The sequence below is a fragment of the Mahella australiensis 50-1 BON genome (assembly GCF_000213255.1).
GTDB classification, from domain to species: Bacteria; Bacillota; Clostridia; order Mahellales; family Mahellaceae; genus Mahella; species Mahella australiensis.
Genome location: NC_015520.1, coordinates 135,054 through 153,650 on the forward strand (window position 1 = coordinate 135,054; position 18,597 = coordinate 153,650).

The 18,597-nt window shown below is 38.7% G+C and carries 13 protein-coding genes; 9 read left to right on the forward strand and 4 right to left on the reverse strand.

Annotation, left to right across the window (positions count from 1 at the left end; all coding sequences use genetic code 11):
- Window positions 1-137 precede the first annotated feature (137 nt).
- The 4 genes from MAHAU_RS00635 to MAHAU_RS00650 form a co-directional block, all read right to left on the reverse strand.
- The gene (locus MAHAU_RS00635) at window positions 138-989 is read right to left on the reverse strand and encodes a carbohydrate ABC transporter permease (RefSeq protein ID WP_013779790.1); all 852 of its coding nucleotides are present in this window, start codon (window positions 987-989) and stop codon (window positions 138-140) included.
- A gap of 6 nt (window positions 990-995) precedes the next feature.
- Window positions 996-1,928, reverse strand: coding sequence for a carbohydrate ABC transporter permease (locus MAHAU_RS00640; RefSeq protein ID WP_013779791.1), 933 nt, complete (start codon window positions 1,926-1,928; stop codon window positions 996-998).
- Between the two features lie 71 nt (window positions 1,929-1,999).
- Window positions 2,000-3,361: an ABC transporter substrate-binding protein gene (locus MAHAU_RS00645; protein ID WP_013779792.1), complete on the reverse strand. Its 1,362-nt coding sequence runs from the start codon at window positions 3,359-3,361 to the stop codon at window positions 2,000-2,002.
- 457 nt (window positions 3,362-3,818) lie between these two features.
- Complete coding sequence (locus MAHAU_RS00650) at window positions 3,819-5,156, reverse strand: ISNCY family transposase (RefSeq protein WP_013779793.1); 1,338 nt, start codon at window positions 5,154-5,156, stop codon at window positions 3,819-3,821.
- Between the two features lie 185 nt (window positions 5,157-5,341).
- Here MAHAU_RS00650 and MAHAU_RS00655 point away from each other — a divergent pair, with 185 nt between their 5' ends.
- From MAHAU_RS00655 to MAHAU_RS00695, 9 genes are all read left to right on the forward strand, one after another.
- Window positions 5,342-7,672, forward strand: coding sequence for an AraC family transcriptional regulator (locus tag MAHAU_RS00655; protein WP_013779794.1), 2,331 nt, complete (start codon window positions 5,342-5,344; stop codon window positions 7,670-7,672).
- 162 nt (window positions 7,673-7,834) lie between these two features.
- Window positions 7,835-9,502 (forward strand): extracellular solute-binding protein, encoded by a 1,668-nt coding sequence (locus MAHAU_RS00660; RefSeq protein WP_013779795.1) that lies wholly within the window; start codon window positions 7,835-7,837, stop codon window positions 9,500-9,502.
- Between the two features lie 93 nt (window positions 9,503-9,595).
- Window positions 9,596-10,555, forward strand: coding sequence for an ABC transporter permease (locus MAHAU_RS00665; protein WP_013779796.1), 960 nt, complete (start codon window positions 9,596-9,598; stop codon window positions 10,553-10,555).
- 73 nt (window positions 10,556-10,628) lie between these two features.
- Window positions 10,629-11,453 carry a carbohydrate ABC transporter permease gene (locus MAHAU_RS00670; RefSeq protein WP_049783381.1) on the forward strand — a complete coding sequence of 275 codons (825 nt, stop codon included), beginning with the start codon at window positions 10,629-10,631 and terminating at the stop codon, window positions 11,451-11,453.
- 302 nt (window positions 11,454-11,755) lie between these two features.
- Window positions 11,756-12,640 carry a carbohydrate ABC transporter permease gene (locus MAHAU_RS00675; RefSeq protein ID WP_013779798.1) on the forward strand — a complete coding sequence of 295 codons (885 nt, stop codon included), beginning with the start codon at window positions 11,756-11,758 and terminating at the stop codon, window positions 12,638-12,640.
- Between the two features lie 18 nt (window positions 12,641-12,658).
- Window positions 12,659-13,489, forward strand: coding sequence for a carbohydrate ABC transporter permease (locus MAHAU_RS00680; protein WP_013779799.1), 831 nt, complete (start codon window positions 12,659-12,661; stop codon window positions 13,487-13,489).
- Window positions 13,490-14,084: 595 nt separating this feature from the next.
- Entirely contained in the window at window positions 14,085-15,437 is a 1,353-nt protein-coding gene (locus tag MAHAU_RS00685) for an ABC transporter substrate-binding protein (RefSeq protein WP_013779800.1), read from the forward strand.
- A 221-nt stretch (window positions 15,438-15,658) separates the two neighbouring features.
- Window positions 15,659-17,593, forward strand: coding sequence for a glycoside hydrolase family 127 protein (locus MAHAU_RS00690; protein ID WP_041644213.1), 1,935 nt, complete (start codon window positions 15,659-15,661; stop codon window positions 17,591-17,593).
- A gap of 116 nt (window positions 17,594-17,709) precedes the next feature.
- The gene (locus MAHAU_RS00695; protein ID WP_013779802.1) at window positions 17,710-18,591 is read left to right on the forward strand and encodes a helix-turn-helix domain-containing protein; all 882 of its coding nucleotides are present in this window, start codon (window positions 17,710-17,712) and stop codon (window positions 18,589-18,591) included.
- Window positions 18,592-18,597: the final 6 nt, after the last annotated feature.

Sequence of the window (18,597 nt, forward strand, 5' to 3'; positions counted from 1 at the left end):
TTTATCTACCTCGCTTTTGTTGACATTATATCTTTTTTACGCCTTCAGAGTCAAGCAAGGAACCACGGTGGAGTAATACATAAACAGGGTGAATGCCTTATTCGGGCTCTCTATTATCCCGAATAAGGCACGGACATTCATCCTTTCAAACCGGTAGTGCTTATGCCTTCTACTATATATTTTTGGCACATGACAAAAATTATGAACACCGGGACCAGCGATAAGGTGGACATGGCAAACATAGCACCCCAATCCGTGACGGCGGCAGGATCGGAGAACAGCTTAAGTGCCAGCGACACGGGATAAAGATTGGGCTTCTTTATATACAACAATGGTCCAAAAAAGTCCTGCCATTTCCAATAAAAAGAGAATATAGCAGATGTAATCATTGCCGGTCTTATTAAAGGCAGTAATATACGGAAGAATATGCCCCATTGATTACATCCGTCGATCCTTGCAGCCTCATCCAGTTCTCTTGGTATGCCCTCCATAAATTGCATCATCAAGAATATAAAAAACGGATAGCCGAAATACGATGGCACGACCAAAGGCTTGAATGAGTTAACCCAGCCTAACTTACTGAACAATATATACTGAGGGATCATCAAGACTTGAGATGGCAGCAGCATTGTTACTATCATGCATCCGAATAAAACCTTTTGCCCAACGAATTTAATCCGAGCGAAGCCGTAAGCAACTAAAGCTGAAGATGCCACCTGACCTATGGTTGATAATATCACTATTACAAAAGAGTTTTTGAAGAATGTGCCGAACGTTATACCTCCGAATCCTTTCCATCCTTGAACGTAATTATCGAATTGTAAGGAACTTGGTATAAGGGAATAGGATTTTTGAAATATTTCGACTTCGTCCTTAAAGGAGCTTGCTACTAACCAAAGTATAGGGTATATCATAAAGAAGCCGAATATCCATATAAATCCATGGTAAAGTATTGTGCCTGAGATCCTTCGTATTTTTATTGATTTCATATGCCTTTATTCTCCTTTCGACTCGGAATATACCCAGTAATTGGACGATTTAAATATAATAGCTGTAAAAGCACCCATAATCAACAATAGCACCCATGCCAGAGCGCATGCGTAGCCCATATTGTAGAACTGGAAGCCTTGTTGGAACAAATAAAGCGCATAGAATAACGTTCTGTCAAACGGCCCACCCTGGGTTATAATGTAACTTTCTGTAAAAGCCATAAAGCCGCTTATAATTTGCATTACCAGATTAAAAAATATTATAGGAGTCAACATGGGCAAGGTGATCTTTGTAAATTGTTGTATGCCATTAGCGCCATCGATGGATGCAGATTCATAGTAGCTCGATGGTATTTGTTTCAATCCTGCGAGGAATATGAGCATAGGTGATCCGAATTGCCATACTGCAAGTAGAACCAGTGTCCATAGAGCGGTATTGGGATTACCTATCCAGCTTATTTGCTTATCCAATAAACCCAGGCTGGATAATACACCATTTAAAGCACCATTGACACCGAACAACTGGCGCCACATGACGGCTACGGCTACGCTGCCTCCTATGATGGAGGGAAGGTAGTATACGGTCCTGTATAACGGGACTAATTTGCGGTTTTTTACGAATAGCATTGCGACGAATAAAGCGAATATAAGCCTTAAAGGTATTGCCGTGAATACATATTTGAATGTGACACCAAGGGCTAGTCTGAATCTGTCGTCTGAAGTAAACATAGTTTTATAATTTTCCAAGCCTATCCATTTGGGCGTGGATAATACATCATATTTTGTAAAAGAAAAATATAAAGCCATTAACATCGGAAATACCGTAAATATAATAAAACCGATAAGCCAGGGTGATATGAAGGCATAACCGGCCAAATTATTATAATCGCTTTTATTTATGCTCTTTCTTTTATTTTTTACGGTTTGAATGTTCACCATAATATTTGCCTCCCTTTATGTGTGTTAAAAAACCGTTGCAAAGCGACGGCGCTTTGCAACGGAAGACCTCATTATTGAGCGTTTTGAGACAGAATCTTGGTTGCCTCTTCTCTGAACTTTGCAGCAGCCGCTGCCGGTGTTATTTGTTCATAACATATCTGTTCTTCTAAGGTTTTTAATAGTTTGTCTATCTCCGCATGGCCTGCTGGTTGTGGCGGGCCTATAGGCGAAGAATTTTCGATTACAAGATCAACATAATCGAACATCTGCTTTTGCGCGTCCGGCAAAGAGGGTTTTAACGCCTCCCTTACTTTGGCAGAAATAGGAACGCCGCGTTCTGCCATCATTACTTTATTGGCTTCTATATCGTTTATAAAGTAATTTACGAATTCCACTGCTTGATCAGGATACTTTGTATATTGGGTAACCGAGAAGAACATAGACGGCTTTATATACTGCCCTTCTCTTACCTGATCCTTTGCTTTAGGCAATAAGGTCATTCTTAAGGGGCGTCCGGCAGCAGTGGCAACTGCTACTATCTGATTGCTGTTTATAGCACCTATCATAGCGGATTTTTTGGAGACTAATAAACTGTCTTCCGGTGTTTTTATCTCGTTTCTTACTTCAGGTAAAGGTATAGCCCCCGCTTTGATTAAATCCAGCTCTATGTTGAAAAATTCTTCAAACCATTTATCGTTGTCATAGCCCAGCTTTGTACCGTCTTCTGAATAGAGCTCATACTCAGGGCCGTGCTGGCGTATATAATGGTTTAATCCATGAAAATAATTGCCTGGGATATTTTCATCGCCATAAAGCCCGGTCTTTTCATAAATGGTTTTAACGGTATTTACATAATCCTCCCATGTTAGGTCCGGAGTTGGTTCAGCTACTCCAGCCTGTTTAAATATTTCGGGGTCATAGATCATGCATAGTGAATTGTTGCCCAGATTAATGCCGTACAATTTGTCGTTTATTATTCCGCCGGCTATACTGTTTTGATCGACATCAGAAAGGTTGAGTTTGCCTTTATCCACATACGGCTGTAGGTCTAACAATAAATTCTTATTTGCGTATTGTGATATATATTGATAATCCTGCTGCCAAATATCGGGTAAGCTGCCTGCCGCAGCTTCGGCCGCGATCTTTTCCCAATAACCGTCCCAGGCTGTAAATTCGGGCTCAAAGGTTATATTCGGATATTTTTGCTGAAACATTTCTAGGACCTTTAATGTTTGGTCATGTCGTGTCTGAGAGCCCCACCAGGTAATACGCATAGTGACCTTTTCATTATTGCCACTTTGAGGTGTGTCAGTTGTTCCTGTACCTGCAGAATCGTTGCCTTTAGATGACATATCATCAGCATTACTGCAAGCAAACAATGCAAACGATATCATCAGGGCTATTGCCATCAACAGAACCGACCATTTCTTCATGATTTCATCCTCCTTTTGATGTTTTGTGATAAATTCATTATAGCAGTTATTATAATACTCTAAAATATAATAAACCGATCCAAATGTTTAAAAAACCGTGCAAAGTGCAAAACGTCTTATGTCAATAGTCAGCGAAAATGTCATAGTAAATGGCTGATATTTATTCAACGAAAATTTCATAGCGATGTATGGATTTACTATAATTGGAACATTAAATATAGATTATATTACAGTAAGCTGGTTATATAACTTTAGCAACTTACATTAATATGATATGAGAACATATATTACCACCAGATGAGCAAAAAAGATAATACTATCTTAAGGCTTACTGCTTTGCTAAATTCTAGCTGCTCCATTCCCGTGCGTAAAGGGTAAAATAAACAAGCTCCGCTTGCCCTTGACGCACGTTCATTTCGCAGCTATTATATAATTAGGCTGTAAGCCTTAATACTGGCTAGTGCCAGGCGCGTGAGGAATTATACAGAGCCTCTAAAATCTCTCTGTCTGATTCCTCATACCAATATGATGGCGCCTTCTGCCAACCTTGTTTCCAAGGATGAGTGGGAGAAGGCTTATAAGGCTTAGCTGTGCTCGATGAACTTGCCTTATTAGCTTTCTGAGCTTTCTTAGGCGGTTCATCGAGCTTTTTCACAGCATATATATTATTGCCATACTGCACCCGTATACCTATCCTAGGGCTGGTAAGAACCGTTATCTTAGCTCTAGGAACGATAGGTGCAACGGTTTTGCCATCATCACATACAACTTGATAATATTGGCTGTGTAGAGAAAATACGCCGCCATTATCAACTTTTCTAGATAACTTAACACAAAGTATATTATCTAAGTCGATATCCGGCGGTAATTCTCTAAAAGCAGGCTCGGGATCTTGAGGCTCTATGGCGAACCTTTTATTATATCTCTCCAGGAACTTAGGCAAAAACTCATTGGCCTTTTCCATAGAATCAATGCCATAAATCCTCAATTCTGCCCTGAGCCTATCCTGCAAAGTATTCCATAGCCTCTCTACGCGGCCCTTAGCCTGAGGGGACCTGGCATTAATGATAGATATACCCAATGTACTCATAGCCATTTGGAACTGGGTTTCATTTACCACTTTACCCTCAAGCTGCTCCTCGATAGAGATTTTACCCTTATTAGGAGAAGCAAATATAGTATGCTTATCGGCATATAGAGATATAGGGATACCATATTGGCCAATGATGGTACGCATGAGCTCAAAATAGCCATTCATGCACTCGTTTTCAGTAAAATAGAGCGCGAGGACCTGACCGGTGGCATCGTCTATGGCACCGTGGAGAGCCATATTACCTACAGAAGGAATCCATTCAAAAGAGGTGCAATCGATTTGCACCAACATGCCAGCCTGAGGCATACGTTCCCTTCTAGCATGAATCTTACGAGGGCGTCTATGCTTTCTAGGGCTTTGAATACCGGCATTATCAAGGATTCTATAAACCGAGGAATTACTAAGAATAATACCCTTATCATCCTCAAGCAAATCTCTAAAATGAGAGAAATTCGTATCAAAATACTTTTCCTTCCTCAAAGTGAGGATATGGTTTACTAGCTCATCGCTTAAAGCATTAGCAGGTTTACGGCCTCTGTTCTTATGAATAACGAAAGACGCACCTTGTTCTTTAACCCCCTTCTTAAGTCTAAATATTTGACGAACACTGAGGTCTAAAACCTGCGCAGCTTCACTTGCGGTTAACGTCCCATCGATGACTTTATTAATAACAACAAGTTTTTGCATTTCGCTCTCTGTCATACAATACTGTTCCTCTCTCCTCATAATGACATTATCGCAGAATAATTTTACTATGACAATATCATAGAATAATAACAAGTGCAAAACGTCTTATTGATTTTGATATGAGGATTTGTTATAATTTCTCATAGCGATATGTTTTATCACGTTTATGCAAACGATATCATTGGGGGGAGGCATTTAGTATGTGTAAAAGGGGAACGAATAAGAGTATTTTTAAGACTATTTTACTTTCGTACATACTTATACTGCTTATACCGTTGATCATGGGAATGATAGGCTATTCCCAAGCAGTCAGAGTGGCGAAGGAGGATGCTGAACAATATAATATGGCTGCATTGGGGCAGGCAATGAATATCATAGATACTCAATTGGATTTGATCGAAAAACTCATGACCGATATATCTCTTAATAGCAGGATACAGAATTTTATTTACAAGAATGCTCCATTAGATGACAAAAAACGCTATGAAATGCTTAATGTTATAGACGAGATTGCTCGTTATAAAAATACCAATCCTTTTATAGATGAGTTGTATATCTATTTTAAAGGCAGCGATATAGTGTTGAAAGATAGTGGCATATATGAGCCGCATTTCTTTTATGAACAAGCTGGTCTTGATTGTACAGATATGAGTTACGATAAATGGATAGAGCACCTTTCTCATTATAATTATAAATCGTATACGTCCCTTGGCTATGGCGATGAAAAGAGCAGCAACGGAAGAATGATATTGGCTTTCCACTCGCTCCCGTTAAATGCCCAATTCGAATCGGAAGTAAAGGCTTCTATAGGTATGATTATAGATGAGCAAAAACTGAAAAAATTATTGGTAAATGTTGATGTCTTGGATAACGGTACTACCTTGATCTTGGACAACAATAACAGCATAATAGCTAAAATGGGAGATGCAAACATTCAATATAAGGATATCGATAAGGTTTCTGCTAAAATGATTTTTGAGAGGGGTTATTTTTATCAAAACATTTTAGGTATAGACAGCATGATCGCTTATACGGTATCAGAGCACAGCGGATGGAAATATATCACCATAATTCCGAAACAAGCCTTCATGGAGCGAGCGCAGTATATAAGGAATCTAACCGTGGCTATATTTGTATTATCGCTTATAACGGGATTTTCTATGGCGTACTTTATGACATGTAGAGAATATAATCCACTAAAACGTATTTTGAATAAGTTGTCAGACAAGATGGGCATATTGCCCAAACAAATAGGAAACGAATACGAATTCATAGGCAAAGCGCTGGATGAAGCCATATATGCCAGTGAACGGATTGAACAAGAGCTTGCCAAACAAAAGCCCGTATTGCGCAGCACTTTTTTGTCCAAGCTGATACGTGGCGGCATAATGAAAGATGACATCGGTATGAAGGAGACTATAGAGTTTTTGAACATAAATTTGCCTTATAAGTTTTATTCAGTAACATTGGCTTATATAGATGATTACTATCCATATAATATGCAAAGGTTATCTGAAGATCAGCGTATAAAATACAATATTGCAATACTCGATTTGATAAATGATTTTGTAGCGAATAATGGCCTGGATGTTATTGTAAATATGGTTGAAGGAGAAGATGACGAGTACATATTTCTGTTCAATATAGCTGAAGATAATATCAATGATAGTATAGTGCAACTTATTCAAGACATCCAGATGATTATGGAACGCGATTACGGCGTAATTATGACTTTCTGTGTAGGCGGAACTTACCAAGATTTTACTGGTATAAAAGAGAGTTTTATTGAAGCAAAGGAAATGGCAGGATATAAAGGCTTGGGTCGGAAGGTTATAACTTATGGCGATTTATCGGAAAATGAGCATAGGGGTTATTATTATCCTACAGATGAAGAACTAAGGTTGATGAATTATATGAAAGCAGGCGATATAAATAAAGTTGAGCGTGCAGTAAATGATATATTCAGCCGGAATTCAGAGTGCGGTAAAATATCTATCGAAATTATGAAGTGCTTGTTTTTCGATATGGTAGCTACAGCCATGAAGGTTGCCAATGAAATGCATATAGACTGTGAAGATATAGTTTGTAAGAACTTTACTCAAGGAACCATTTGCCATGCAAGGGACGAAATATTATCTATATATGGTAATATTTGTTCACTTATAAATCAATATAGGGAAAGCCCCAATCAGAAATTGTGCAAAGATATACTGGCATATATCAACGATAATTATACAAACCGCGATATATGCCTTACAGATATAGCACAAAATTTTAATATGACAGTTGCCTATATATCGCATCTTTTTAAAAAGCAAATGGGCATAGGTATTGCAGACTATATAAATCGATTCCGAATAGAGAAGGCAAAAGAGTTATTAATCGATCCGCGCTTAAAGCTGAATGATATAGCTGAAATATTGGGATATGCTAATGATGCAGCTTTTATACGTGTATTCAAAAAATATGAAGGTGTGACACCAGGACATTACAGAGAGATGTTATCGATAAAAAAGCCCATCGAGTTATAAAATTGTATATCTCTTTTTATAAAATTATATATTTTTCTATAAAAATCGTTATTCAATTCTTAAACTGCCTCTCATATAATTGAAGATACAAAAGGAGCTACGCTGATATAAAAAATCAAGCGAGCTTAAAATCTATTTTATTATGGAGGTAGAGTAGCTATTATGAAGGTTGCAAAAAGATGGTTGGTAATGAGCCTTATATTGGTATTGGCTGTCAGCCTATTAACGGCTTGTGGTCAATCGGAGCAAGTACCTACGGATGTTGCTGGAGAGAGTAGTGCCGGCGATAAGGAAACGGCACAAAGCACATCATCTTCGGAGCAGGAAGCCCTAACACTTCCTATAGTATCTGAACCTATAACGCTAAAATATTTTTGGACACTGGACGCCAAAGCGGCAGCAAGTATGACGAGCTATGATGAGGTAGCCTGTTTCAAAAAGATGGAGGAATTAACCGGTATAAATATAGAATGGATTCATCCCCCGACAGGGCAAGAGAAAGAACAATTTAATCTTATGATAGCATCTCAGGAACTTCCGGACTTGGTACACTGGGATTGGAGCACAGTTGCCGGCGGAGCTTCAAAATTGATCAGTGACGGCTCTATAGTGAAATTGAATGACCTCATAAGCAAATACGCTCCGAACTTCACCAAGCTTATGGAAGAACATCCCGATTGGAGGAAAGAAGCTATATTGGACGACGGTTCATATTATTATTTTCCGTTTATACGTGAAGATGAGTTATTAAGATTAAGTTCAGGGTTTCAAATGCGCGGTGATTGGTTGGAAAAGCTAAAATTAGAAGCTCCTAAAAACATTGACGAATGGCACAGCGTTCTAACCGCTTTTAAGCGAGAAGATCCGAATGGTAACGGACAAGCCGATGAATTGCCATTTGTAGCTATAGGCCAATCGCGTGTCCAGTATTTTGAATATGCTTATGGTATAATGCACAATTTTTATCGGGACCCGAACACCAGAAAGATTAAATATGGGCCCATGGAGCCGTCTTATAAAGACTATTTGACTACTATGCGCCAATGGTATAAAGAGGGCCTCATAGATCCGGACTATGCCGCTACGGATACCAAGAACTTCGATGCCAAGGTTACTGGAAATAAAGGCGGTTCTTACTATGGTATGTTAAGCGGTAATATGGGCAGATTTATGGATCTTATGAAATCTAAGGATTCCTCATTTAAATTGGTGGGTGTACCGTGGCCTGTCGGTCCTGACGGTAAAAGCTATGGTCCTATGGCCATAAACGCCGTTCAACCCGTCGGTACGGCTATAAGTGCACAAAGCAAGTATCAAAAAGAGGCCGTGAAATGGCTGGACTATTGCTACAGTGAAGATGGCAAAATGCTTTTCAATTTTGGTATAGAAAATGAGAGCTATAAAATGGTGGAAGGCGAGCCGGTTTATACCGATGCGGTATTGCATAATCCTGACGGCCTTGCTGTTTCGGATGCGTTGATCAGATACGCCATGGCTGTATCCAATGGTCCGTTTGTTCAAGATAAACGTTACTATCCGCAGATTTTAGTTTATCCTGAACAAAAAACAACACTGGACATTTGGATTAATAGCTGCGATCCGTCTTTACAAATGCCTCCCATCACACTTACAGAGGATGAAAGCCAGCGTTTTGCTTCCATCATGAATGAAATAAACACCTATGTACAGGAAATGTTTGATAAGTTTGTGATGGGGCAGGAGCCGTTGGACAACTTCGATAATTATATAAACACGTTAAAAGGCATGGGAATTGAAGAAGTTATAAATATTGAGCAGACCGCTCTGGATAGATTCAATGCCAGAAAATAATATATTGTTTGCTGGTAGGGGTAAGTGCAGCATTTACCCCTACCTATTATAACAAAATAAGATATCGCTATAAATGAAGGGTTGGATAAGACTATGGCTGGTTTAGCTAAAGAGACAGATATGCGAGTTATTATGCCCATCACTAATAAATGGGATATTATTCGCAAAGATCTGGTGAAAAATAGATATATTTATATAATGCTTTTGCCTGTGGTGACGTATTATATCGTTTTTCATTATGTACCTTTATATGGTGCTCAAATAGCATTCAGAGATTTTAGCCCATCTAGAGGTATATGGGGAAGCCGGTGGGTTGGTTTTAAGTATTTCGAAGAATTTTTCAACAGCTATTATTTTGGGCGTTTGTTAAGGAACACCGTGCTCATAAGCTTATATGATTTGATATTTGGTTTTCCCGCGCCCATAATATTAGCCTTATTATTGAATGAGGTCAAAAATAATATTTTTAAACGAACGGTTCAAACAGTGACGTATTTACCGCATTTTATATCATTGGTGGTTATATGCGGCATGATTATAGATTTCCTTGCCAGGGATGGCCTGGTGAATAATATGCTGAACCGTTTCGGGATAGAATCCATACCTTTTATGATCAAACCGGAGTGGTTTAGAACGGTATATGTAGCATCTAATATATGGCAAGGTATAGGATGGGGTTCAATAATATACCTTGCCGCGTTATCGAATATAGACCCGCAGTTGTATGAAGCCGCCACCATAGACGGAGCCGGGCGCTTTAGGCAAGCGCTGCATGTGACTTTACCTGGCATATTGCCTACTATAGTGATAATGCTTATATTGAGGCTTGGCCAGATGCTTAATGTGGGATCTGAGAAAATACTCCTTCTGTATAATACAAGCACTTACGAGACGGCCGATGTCATATCGACTTTTGTATACCGAAAGGGGATTTTGGAAGCAAGTTATAGTTACAGTACGGCTGTAGGGCTGTTTAATTCAGTTATAAACTTCGCTTTGCTTGTGACGGCTAACTTTATAAGCCGTAAAGCGACCGAAACCAGTTTATGGTGAATGGGGGCCGATAAACGTGCATATCAAAAAGAGCATAGGCGAACGGATATTTGATGTATTTAATACAGCGCTGATGATATTATTGATGGTAGTGACCCTTTATCCATTTTTACATGTATTTTTTGCCTCTATAAGCGATCCGACGGCCGTCGTGCAGCATAGAGGGCTGCTACTTTGGCCTGAGGGTTTTACAGCAGGGGCTTATAAGTTGGTGTTTAAAAATCCTATGATACCGGTAGGGTATAAAAATACATTGATATATGTATTGGCAGGTACCACTATAAATATATTTATGACCACTTTAGGGGCGTACGGCCTGTCAAGGAGGAACGTATATTTTAAGAATCATATAATGTTTTTGATAACATTTACCATGTTCTTTAGCGGGGGGTTAATACCTACTTATCTTCTGGTCAAAGATTTGGGTATGACTGATACGCGTTGGGCTCTTCTTATACCGAATGCCATAAGCGCATACAACCTTATAATAATGAGGACGTCCTTCGCCGGAGTACCGGTTAGCCTGGAGGAATCGGCCAAGCTGGATGGAGCAAATGATTTTACCGTTTTGTTCAGGATTATTTTGCCGCTGTCTATGCCTGTTGTAGCTGTAATGATACTATTTTACGGAGTAAATCATTGGAATTCGTGGTTTAATGCCATGATATATTTGAGGGATAGACAACTATTTCCTCTACAACTGGTATTAAGAGAAATACTTATATCAAATAGCACTGACACTATGATAGCGGGCTCAGCCGGTCTGGATAGGGAACCGATAGGCGAGACGGTAAAGTATGCTACTATTATAGTGGCTACAGTGCCAATATTATTTATATATCCATTTTTACAGAGGTACTTTGTAAAAGGTGTTATGATAGGCGCTATTAAGGAATAATTCAATTGTCCTCTGGCACAATGCAATTAACCAGCTCGGGAAGTACGAGTATAGAAACTACTTCTCGAGCATTTTTTATAACAAGGTTAAATTTATCCACCTATTATATTGTTCATGCTACTTAACAAAGAATTATGAAAAGCTATAATTGTATTAACTACTTTTGAAATATGTTTGTATTTGTGGAGGTGATAATAGATTGATCGGTAATTAGGGAGAGATAGGGGCTGTTGGAAGGCATAATATGACTTAAAGCAATTTTATAAACACATGAAATGAGAGTAAGGGGGCAATAACAATTCATGAAAGTTAAAAAGTCACTTATATATTCAGACGGTTTTTGGGCATGCTTGCTTTTACTGCCTAACTTATTAGGATTTATTATATTCACATTATTTCCGGTAATAGCTGCGTTGTTTTTAAGTTTCACAGAATATGACATGATGTCTCCCGTAAAATGGATAGGCATACAAAACTATACGGAATTATTTAATGATGCCACTTTTAAGCAAGTGCTATTTAATACACTTTATTATAGTATATTTACGGTGCCGTTAGGAGTGATAATTTCGTTATTTTTGGCTATTGCTTTAGATCAAAAGATTGCTTTGGTTAAATTTTATAGAGCAGTATATTTTTTGCCAGTTATATCATCTATGGTCGCTGTTGCTATGGTTTGGCAGTGGATATTTAATCCAGAGTACGGATTGTTGAACTATATATTGAGCTTATTTAGAATAAAAGGCCCTGCTTGGTTAAGTGACCCAACATGGGCTATGCCGGCCATCATTATTACAAATATTTGGAAGGGCTTAGGTTTTAATATGCTTTTATTTCTCGCTGGATTACAGGGTATAAGTAATTCTTATTATGAAGCCGCGGATATTGAAGGAGCTAGCTGGTGGACTAAGTTTATAAAAATTACCATTCCGTTGCTTTCTCCCACTACTTTTTTTGTTTTAATAATGAGTTTTATAAGTTCTTTTCAAGTATTTGATTCAGTATTTTTAATGACAGGTGGAGGGCCGGGACGTTCTACATCAGTGTTAGTTCATTATTTATATCAAAATGCGTTTCAATATTTCAGAATGGGTTATGCAAGTGCATTGGCTTACGTATTATTTTTGCTAGTATTTTTGGTTACTATAGTACAGTTTATTTTCCAAAAAAAATGGGTTGTTTATTAAGAAGGAGGAATATAGGAAATGCAGGGAAAAATGAGGAGAAACGCTATTATTTCTCATATAATATTAATGTCTGGAGCAGTTACTATGATACTCCCCTTTTTATGGATGATAAGCACCTCATTAAAGCCGTTGAACGAGGTTTTTACTTTTCCACCAACGATTTTCGGCAGCAGAATAGTTTGGGAAAACTATTTAAGGATATCAGAGAGGTTTCCTTTTTGGATATTTTTTCTAAATAGTTTAAAAATATCCTCTATTGTAGTATGTGCTCAGCTTATAACAAGTTCCATGGCAGGTTTTGTATTTGCGCGTCTAAAATTTAAATTTAGAGATACATTGTTTGCGTTATATTTGGGTACTATGATGATTCCGAGCCAAGTAACAATGATTCCTAATTTTCTTCTAATGAGATTTTATGGGCTGGTTGATACGCATTATGCTCTTATTTTACCTGCCTTGGTATCGCCATTTGGTACTTTTTTAATGCGCCAGTTTTTCTTAACGGTGCCGTTGGAACTGGAGGAAGCCGCGAAAATAGATGGATGTACACCTTTTGGTATATATTGGCGTGTATTTTTACCTTTATCTGGCCCTTCCCTTGCTACTCTCGGTATTTTCACTTTTATGGGAATATGGAATGATTTTTTAGCACCATTGGTTTATATAAATACTCAAAGCAAAATGACGCTACCGTTAGGGCTAGCTTCTATGCAAGGTATGTATTCAACTGATTGGCCAGCATTAATGGCCGGAACTTGTATAAGTATACTACCTGTACTTATAGTATTTTTAGCAGCACAGGATATGTTTATTAAGGGTGTTACTCTTTCTGGTTTAAGAGAAGGATGAATAGGACATATACTGGTATATAGGAATAAAATGAATACTCTCGAAAGTTAGCCAAAAATCCGCGTAATTTAGTGCAGTTAAAGTGACTTATAATAAAAGGTCTAACAAAAAACAGAAGCCTAATATAACATGCTGTATATTGGCATTGTTGTACATTGATAATCTCATAATTTCCCCACTGGTTTAAAAATAAGCTAAAAAGGCCATAGCAAAGCTAATTATAAAGTATAATGAAACTTATTTAAGTATTGGACAAATTTGAAAAGATCAAGATAGAATGTTAGCATATAAAATTTTTAATCAAGTTTAGAGAATAAATAACGGAGAACGATTGCAAAGATTAAATGCCTGAAAATAAAAATGGGTATATGACGAAACTGTTGGAAGTAAGACATAAACGGTCGAGGTTTTAACTAGATTCTACATGCTTTCGGAGTTTTTGAAAGTACTCCATGAAAGGATAAGGATGTGAGATATTATGTTTTATATTGATTCATCATGATATGTTTTAGCATATAAAATTAAAATATTTGTTAGGAAAGATATTATTAAATAGATCCGTAACTATACTAAATTTTATTCGGAGGTAGTGAAAATGAAAAGATATTGTTTATTGGTAATAAATTTGCTTATAATAGCTATGCTTGCAAGCGCATGCTCTGGGACAACTAACAAAAGCGATAATGGGCAAAGCGGCGATATAAGCCAAAATGGGCAAACTGAAGCCGAGAATCAAAAAATTGCCTTGAAGATGATGGGCTGGGAAGCAAGTCCGTTAGAAACACAAAGTGTAAAGAATGGCTTAGCTAGTTTCATGAAAAGCAATCCTAATATCACGGTTGAATATACTACAGTTCCAGGTACTAATTATTTGTCTAAGTTAATGACGATGTTAGCAGGGAATGCTGCGCCTGATGTTTTTTTCTGTGCCACTGACTATTACCGGACATTGGCCAAAAGAGGACAATTATTGGATATTACAGAACGTTTTATAGATAGCGAATACAAAGAGGAAGATTTTCTTCCTGGAACCATGAAGCTGATGAAAGTAGATGGTAAATTGTACGGTGTAATCAGTTGTATTGTCGGTCCAGAGTTATTCTATAATAAAGAGATATTTGATAAAGCTGGTCTGCCATACCCGCCAAGCGACCCTGCCAAAGCATGGACGTGGGATGAATTTAGAGAAGTTGCCAAAAAGTTAACTGTTAAAGATGGCGACAAAGTAACACAACATGGCGCTTATGGATTTGAGGCTCAATATGTTACAACGGCTCTTATTATGGGCAATGAAGGGAAAATTTTCAATGATACTTATGATAAAATGTTTATAAATAATCCGGAGGCAAAACAGGTGTTTGAAGCTGTGTTAAATTTGCGTAAGGCGGATAATGCAGCACCTGATGCTATAACATTGGAGAAGGTGGGAATGCAACCACATCAGATGCTCCAAACGGGAAAAGTTGCAATGTTGGCAGATGGCTCGTGGTCATTGCAGGAATTGGCTCAAATGAATTTCGAAGTTGGGGTAGGCGTTTTACCTAAATTTAAAGAGTCAGTAACCCATGTTCAAGCACATATGCATTCTGCTTGGGCGAATACCAAATATCCTAATGAAGCATGGAAGCTTGTTGCGTACTTGTCTTCAGATGAATATCAGACACAAAATGTTAAAGAAGGTCTATGGTTACCTGATAGAAAATCATTGTATACTGAAGAAGGTATGGAAAAATGGTATAGTGAAGAGATCTATGGAGAAGAGTTCAAATCAATGGTAGATTGGTTTATAAATGCGGATGTTTATCCATATGCTATGGTTGGGAACAGTAAGGTTAATGATATCTATACAGAGGTGACGGATATGTATTGGCATGCTGACAGGGACATAGACTCCACATTATCCGAGCTGGAAACAAGAGTAAACGAGGAGCTTTCCAAAGGGCAATAATTCTATAATTTACGTCTGTTTATATATAAACTAATATACCAACGTTTTACTCATGGATTTATAAATCAATGAGTAAAACGTTGGTAATTCATTTAGAGGTTAAATTTGTCCACCTATTATATTGTTCATGCTACTTGTAATGCTCAGCAAAAAAGCTATGATTATAGCTAAGAGGAATTAAGTAATATCGATATTTTGAGAGGAGAAAGATTGTGAGCGATATGAAGACCGTTAACCTGAAGAATATAAAGGCCCGTAATAAATCCCTTTTAGGCAAAAGAGTTTATACGGTATTAAACAACACGCTTTCTTATCAGTGGGAGGCATTAAATGATCAGGTACCCGGCGCACCTAAAAGCGGCTCCGTGAATAATTTCCGCATAGCTGCCGGTGAAGTGAGTGGTAAACATTACGGCCCTGTGTTTCAGGATAGTGATCTTGCTAAATGGATGGAGGCTGTTTCATGTTCGCTGGCATTACGAAGCGACGATGACTTAAAACTTCATCTTGAGGAGGCTATAGCTCTCGTTTCAAAAGCACAGGAGGCGGATGGTTATTTAGACACATATTTTACTATAGAAGAACCTTCTGCCCGTTGGACTAATCTGAGGGACAAACATGAGCTTTACTGTGCGGGACATATGATAGAAGCTGCGGTGGCCAATTATGAAGTGACAGGCAATAAAACTTTGCTCAACGTGGCTTGCCGACTGGCCGACCATATATGCGAGATGTTTGGGCCGGAGTCGACTAAAAGACACGGATATCCGGGACACGAAGAAATAGAGTTGGCACTGGTAAAGCTTTATCATGCCACAAATGAGAGAAAGTATCTTGATTTGGCACACTACTTCATACGCGAACGCGGCAAAGCACCTTATTACTTCAAAATAGAAGCGATGGCCAGAGGAGAGGCTAAGCTCGATGAACTATGGGATCCATCAAAGCTGGAATACTTCCAGGCACATATGCCTGTGACCGAACAGGAAGCTATAGGGCATGCGGTTAGAGCTATGTACCTTTACAGCGGCATGACCGATGTGGCTCTGGAGACGGGCGATGAGACTATTGCGCAAGCTTGCCGCAGGCTATGGGATGATGTCGTAAAAAGAAAAATGTATATAACCGGCGGGGTGGGTTCCAGCAGTTTCGGAGAAGCCTTTACATTTGCATATGACCTTCCCAATGATACGGCATATACAGAAACATGCGCTTCTATAGGTCTTATATTCTGGGCCCACCGTATGTTTAAGATGGATCAGGATGCAAAATACATAGACGTTATGGAAAGAGCACTTTATAATACGGTATTTGCGTCTATGTCGTTGGATGGCAAGAGATACTTCTATGTCAATCCCCTTGAAGTCTGGCCTGAGGTCTGCCATAAGAGAGAAGACCATCGCCATGTTAAGACTGAACGACAGAAATGGTATGACTGTGCATGCTGCCCGCCTAATATTGCAAGGCTCCTTACATCGATAGGCAAGTATGTATATGCACTTGACGAAGATAAGAATATGCTATTTGTGAATCTGTACATGGATGGACAAGTCAAGTTTAACCTAAACGACAAAGAAATTATGTTAGAGCAGGATACAGTTTATCCATGGGATGGGAGCATCAGTTTTACAGTGACATCGAATACCCCAGTTACGTTTTCTTTAGCCTTCAGGATTCCTGATTGGTGCAAAAAGTGGAGCATAAAGATAAACGGACAGGAAATTCAAGAGCATGAGAAAAATAAGGGATATGCCGTAATAACGAGAGCATGGGTTGCAGGAGATAAAGTAGAACTCATGCTGGACATGCCAGTGATGATGATGCGGGCCAATCCTGAAGTGCGTGCAGATGCAGGCAAAGTTGCCATACAAAGGGGCCCTGTAGTCTACTGTGCAGAGGAAGCAGACAACGGGCCTAACATAGCGAACATTAAGCTTTTAGCCGAGCCGGACTTTGCAGTTGTGTATGATGAAGAATTACTGGGCGGCGTGTGCTATATAACGGCAAAAGCGAGGCGTGCTAAAGCAGATGGGTATGATGGACTTTATAGACAAATAGATGAGGACTATGAAGAAACTGTTGTAAAGCTTGTGCCATATTATGCGTGGAATAATCGCGGCGAAGGTGAAATGATGGTGTGGTTAAGGCAAGTATAAAATTTATGGGGCAGGACGGCTGGCTTTGTCCTGCCCCATTTTAATTGAATCAATGCCCCGCGTATGGTAGAATAAAATCGATAAAATATTCTGAAAGAGAACGGTGGTGAGCGGTTATGCAGTTCCTGAGGATACCTAAAGAGACGGGGGTACGATATGTATCCAGTGGAGAATTTGTGTCCGAAAGCCAATGGTGCCATACAAAAAGGAATATAGATAGCTTTGTTATATTGATGGGTTTAAGTGGCAAGGTTTACGTACAACAAGGAGACGAGAAGTATGAACTCATACCACAAAGCGCTCTTGTGCTGCTGCCGCGTATGACGCATTTCGGCTATAAGGTTTCGGAACCAGAGATTTCTTATTACTGGTGTCATTTCTATTGTCAGGGTTATTATGAGATAATGGACGAAGGAGCTGCAATAGATGCCTTGATAAGAGCCAAAACCGTTGGCCAAAGCAGCGATATAATTATTCCCATATTTTCAGTTTATCCTAAAATAGAAAGAGCGGATATACTGTTTCGTTGCATGCTTCATACATCGAATTTTAATGTTTATGCCAAAAAGGAATCCGATCATATTTTGAGCGCTGTTTTGTATGAACTGACCGAACAAGCTGCTGAGATAAATACGTTTACATATGCTATGGATGAGCGGGAGGCAAGATTTAATGAATTGTTGGAATGGGTAAGGGCTAATATGGATCGCGATATGACGCTCGATGAGGTAGCCAGACACTTCAACTACAGTTCTCCCTATCTTTGCAAAATGATAAAGAAGAAAATCGGATTGAGTTTTAAAGAGTATCTTACTGCAACCAGATTGAATAAGGCTAAATCTATGCTGGTCAACTCCGATAAAACGATAAAAGAAATAGCCTATGAAGTAGGTTTTACGGATGAAAAATACTTTATGAGGACGTTCAAAAAGTTAGAAAGTATAACTCCCACCCAGTTTAGAAATGCTTATAACCTTACACACATGAATAATCATTAATTCAAT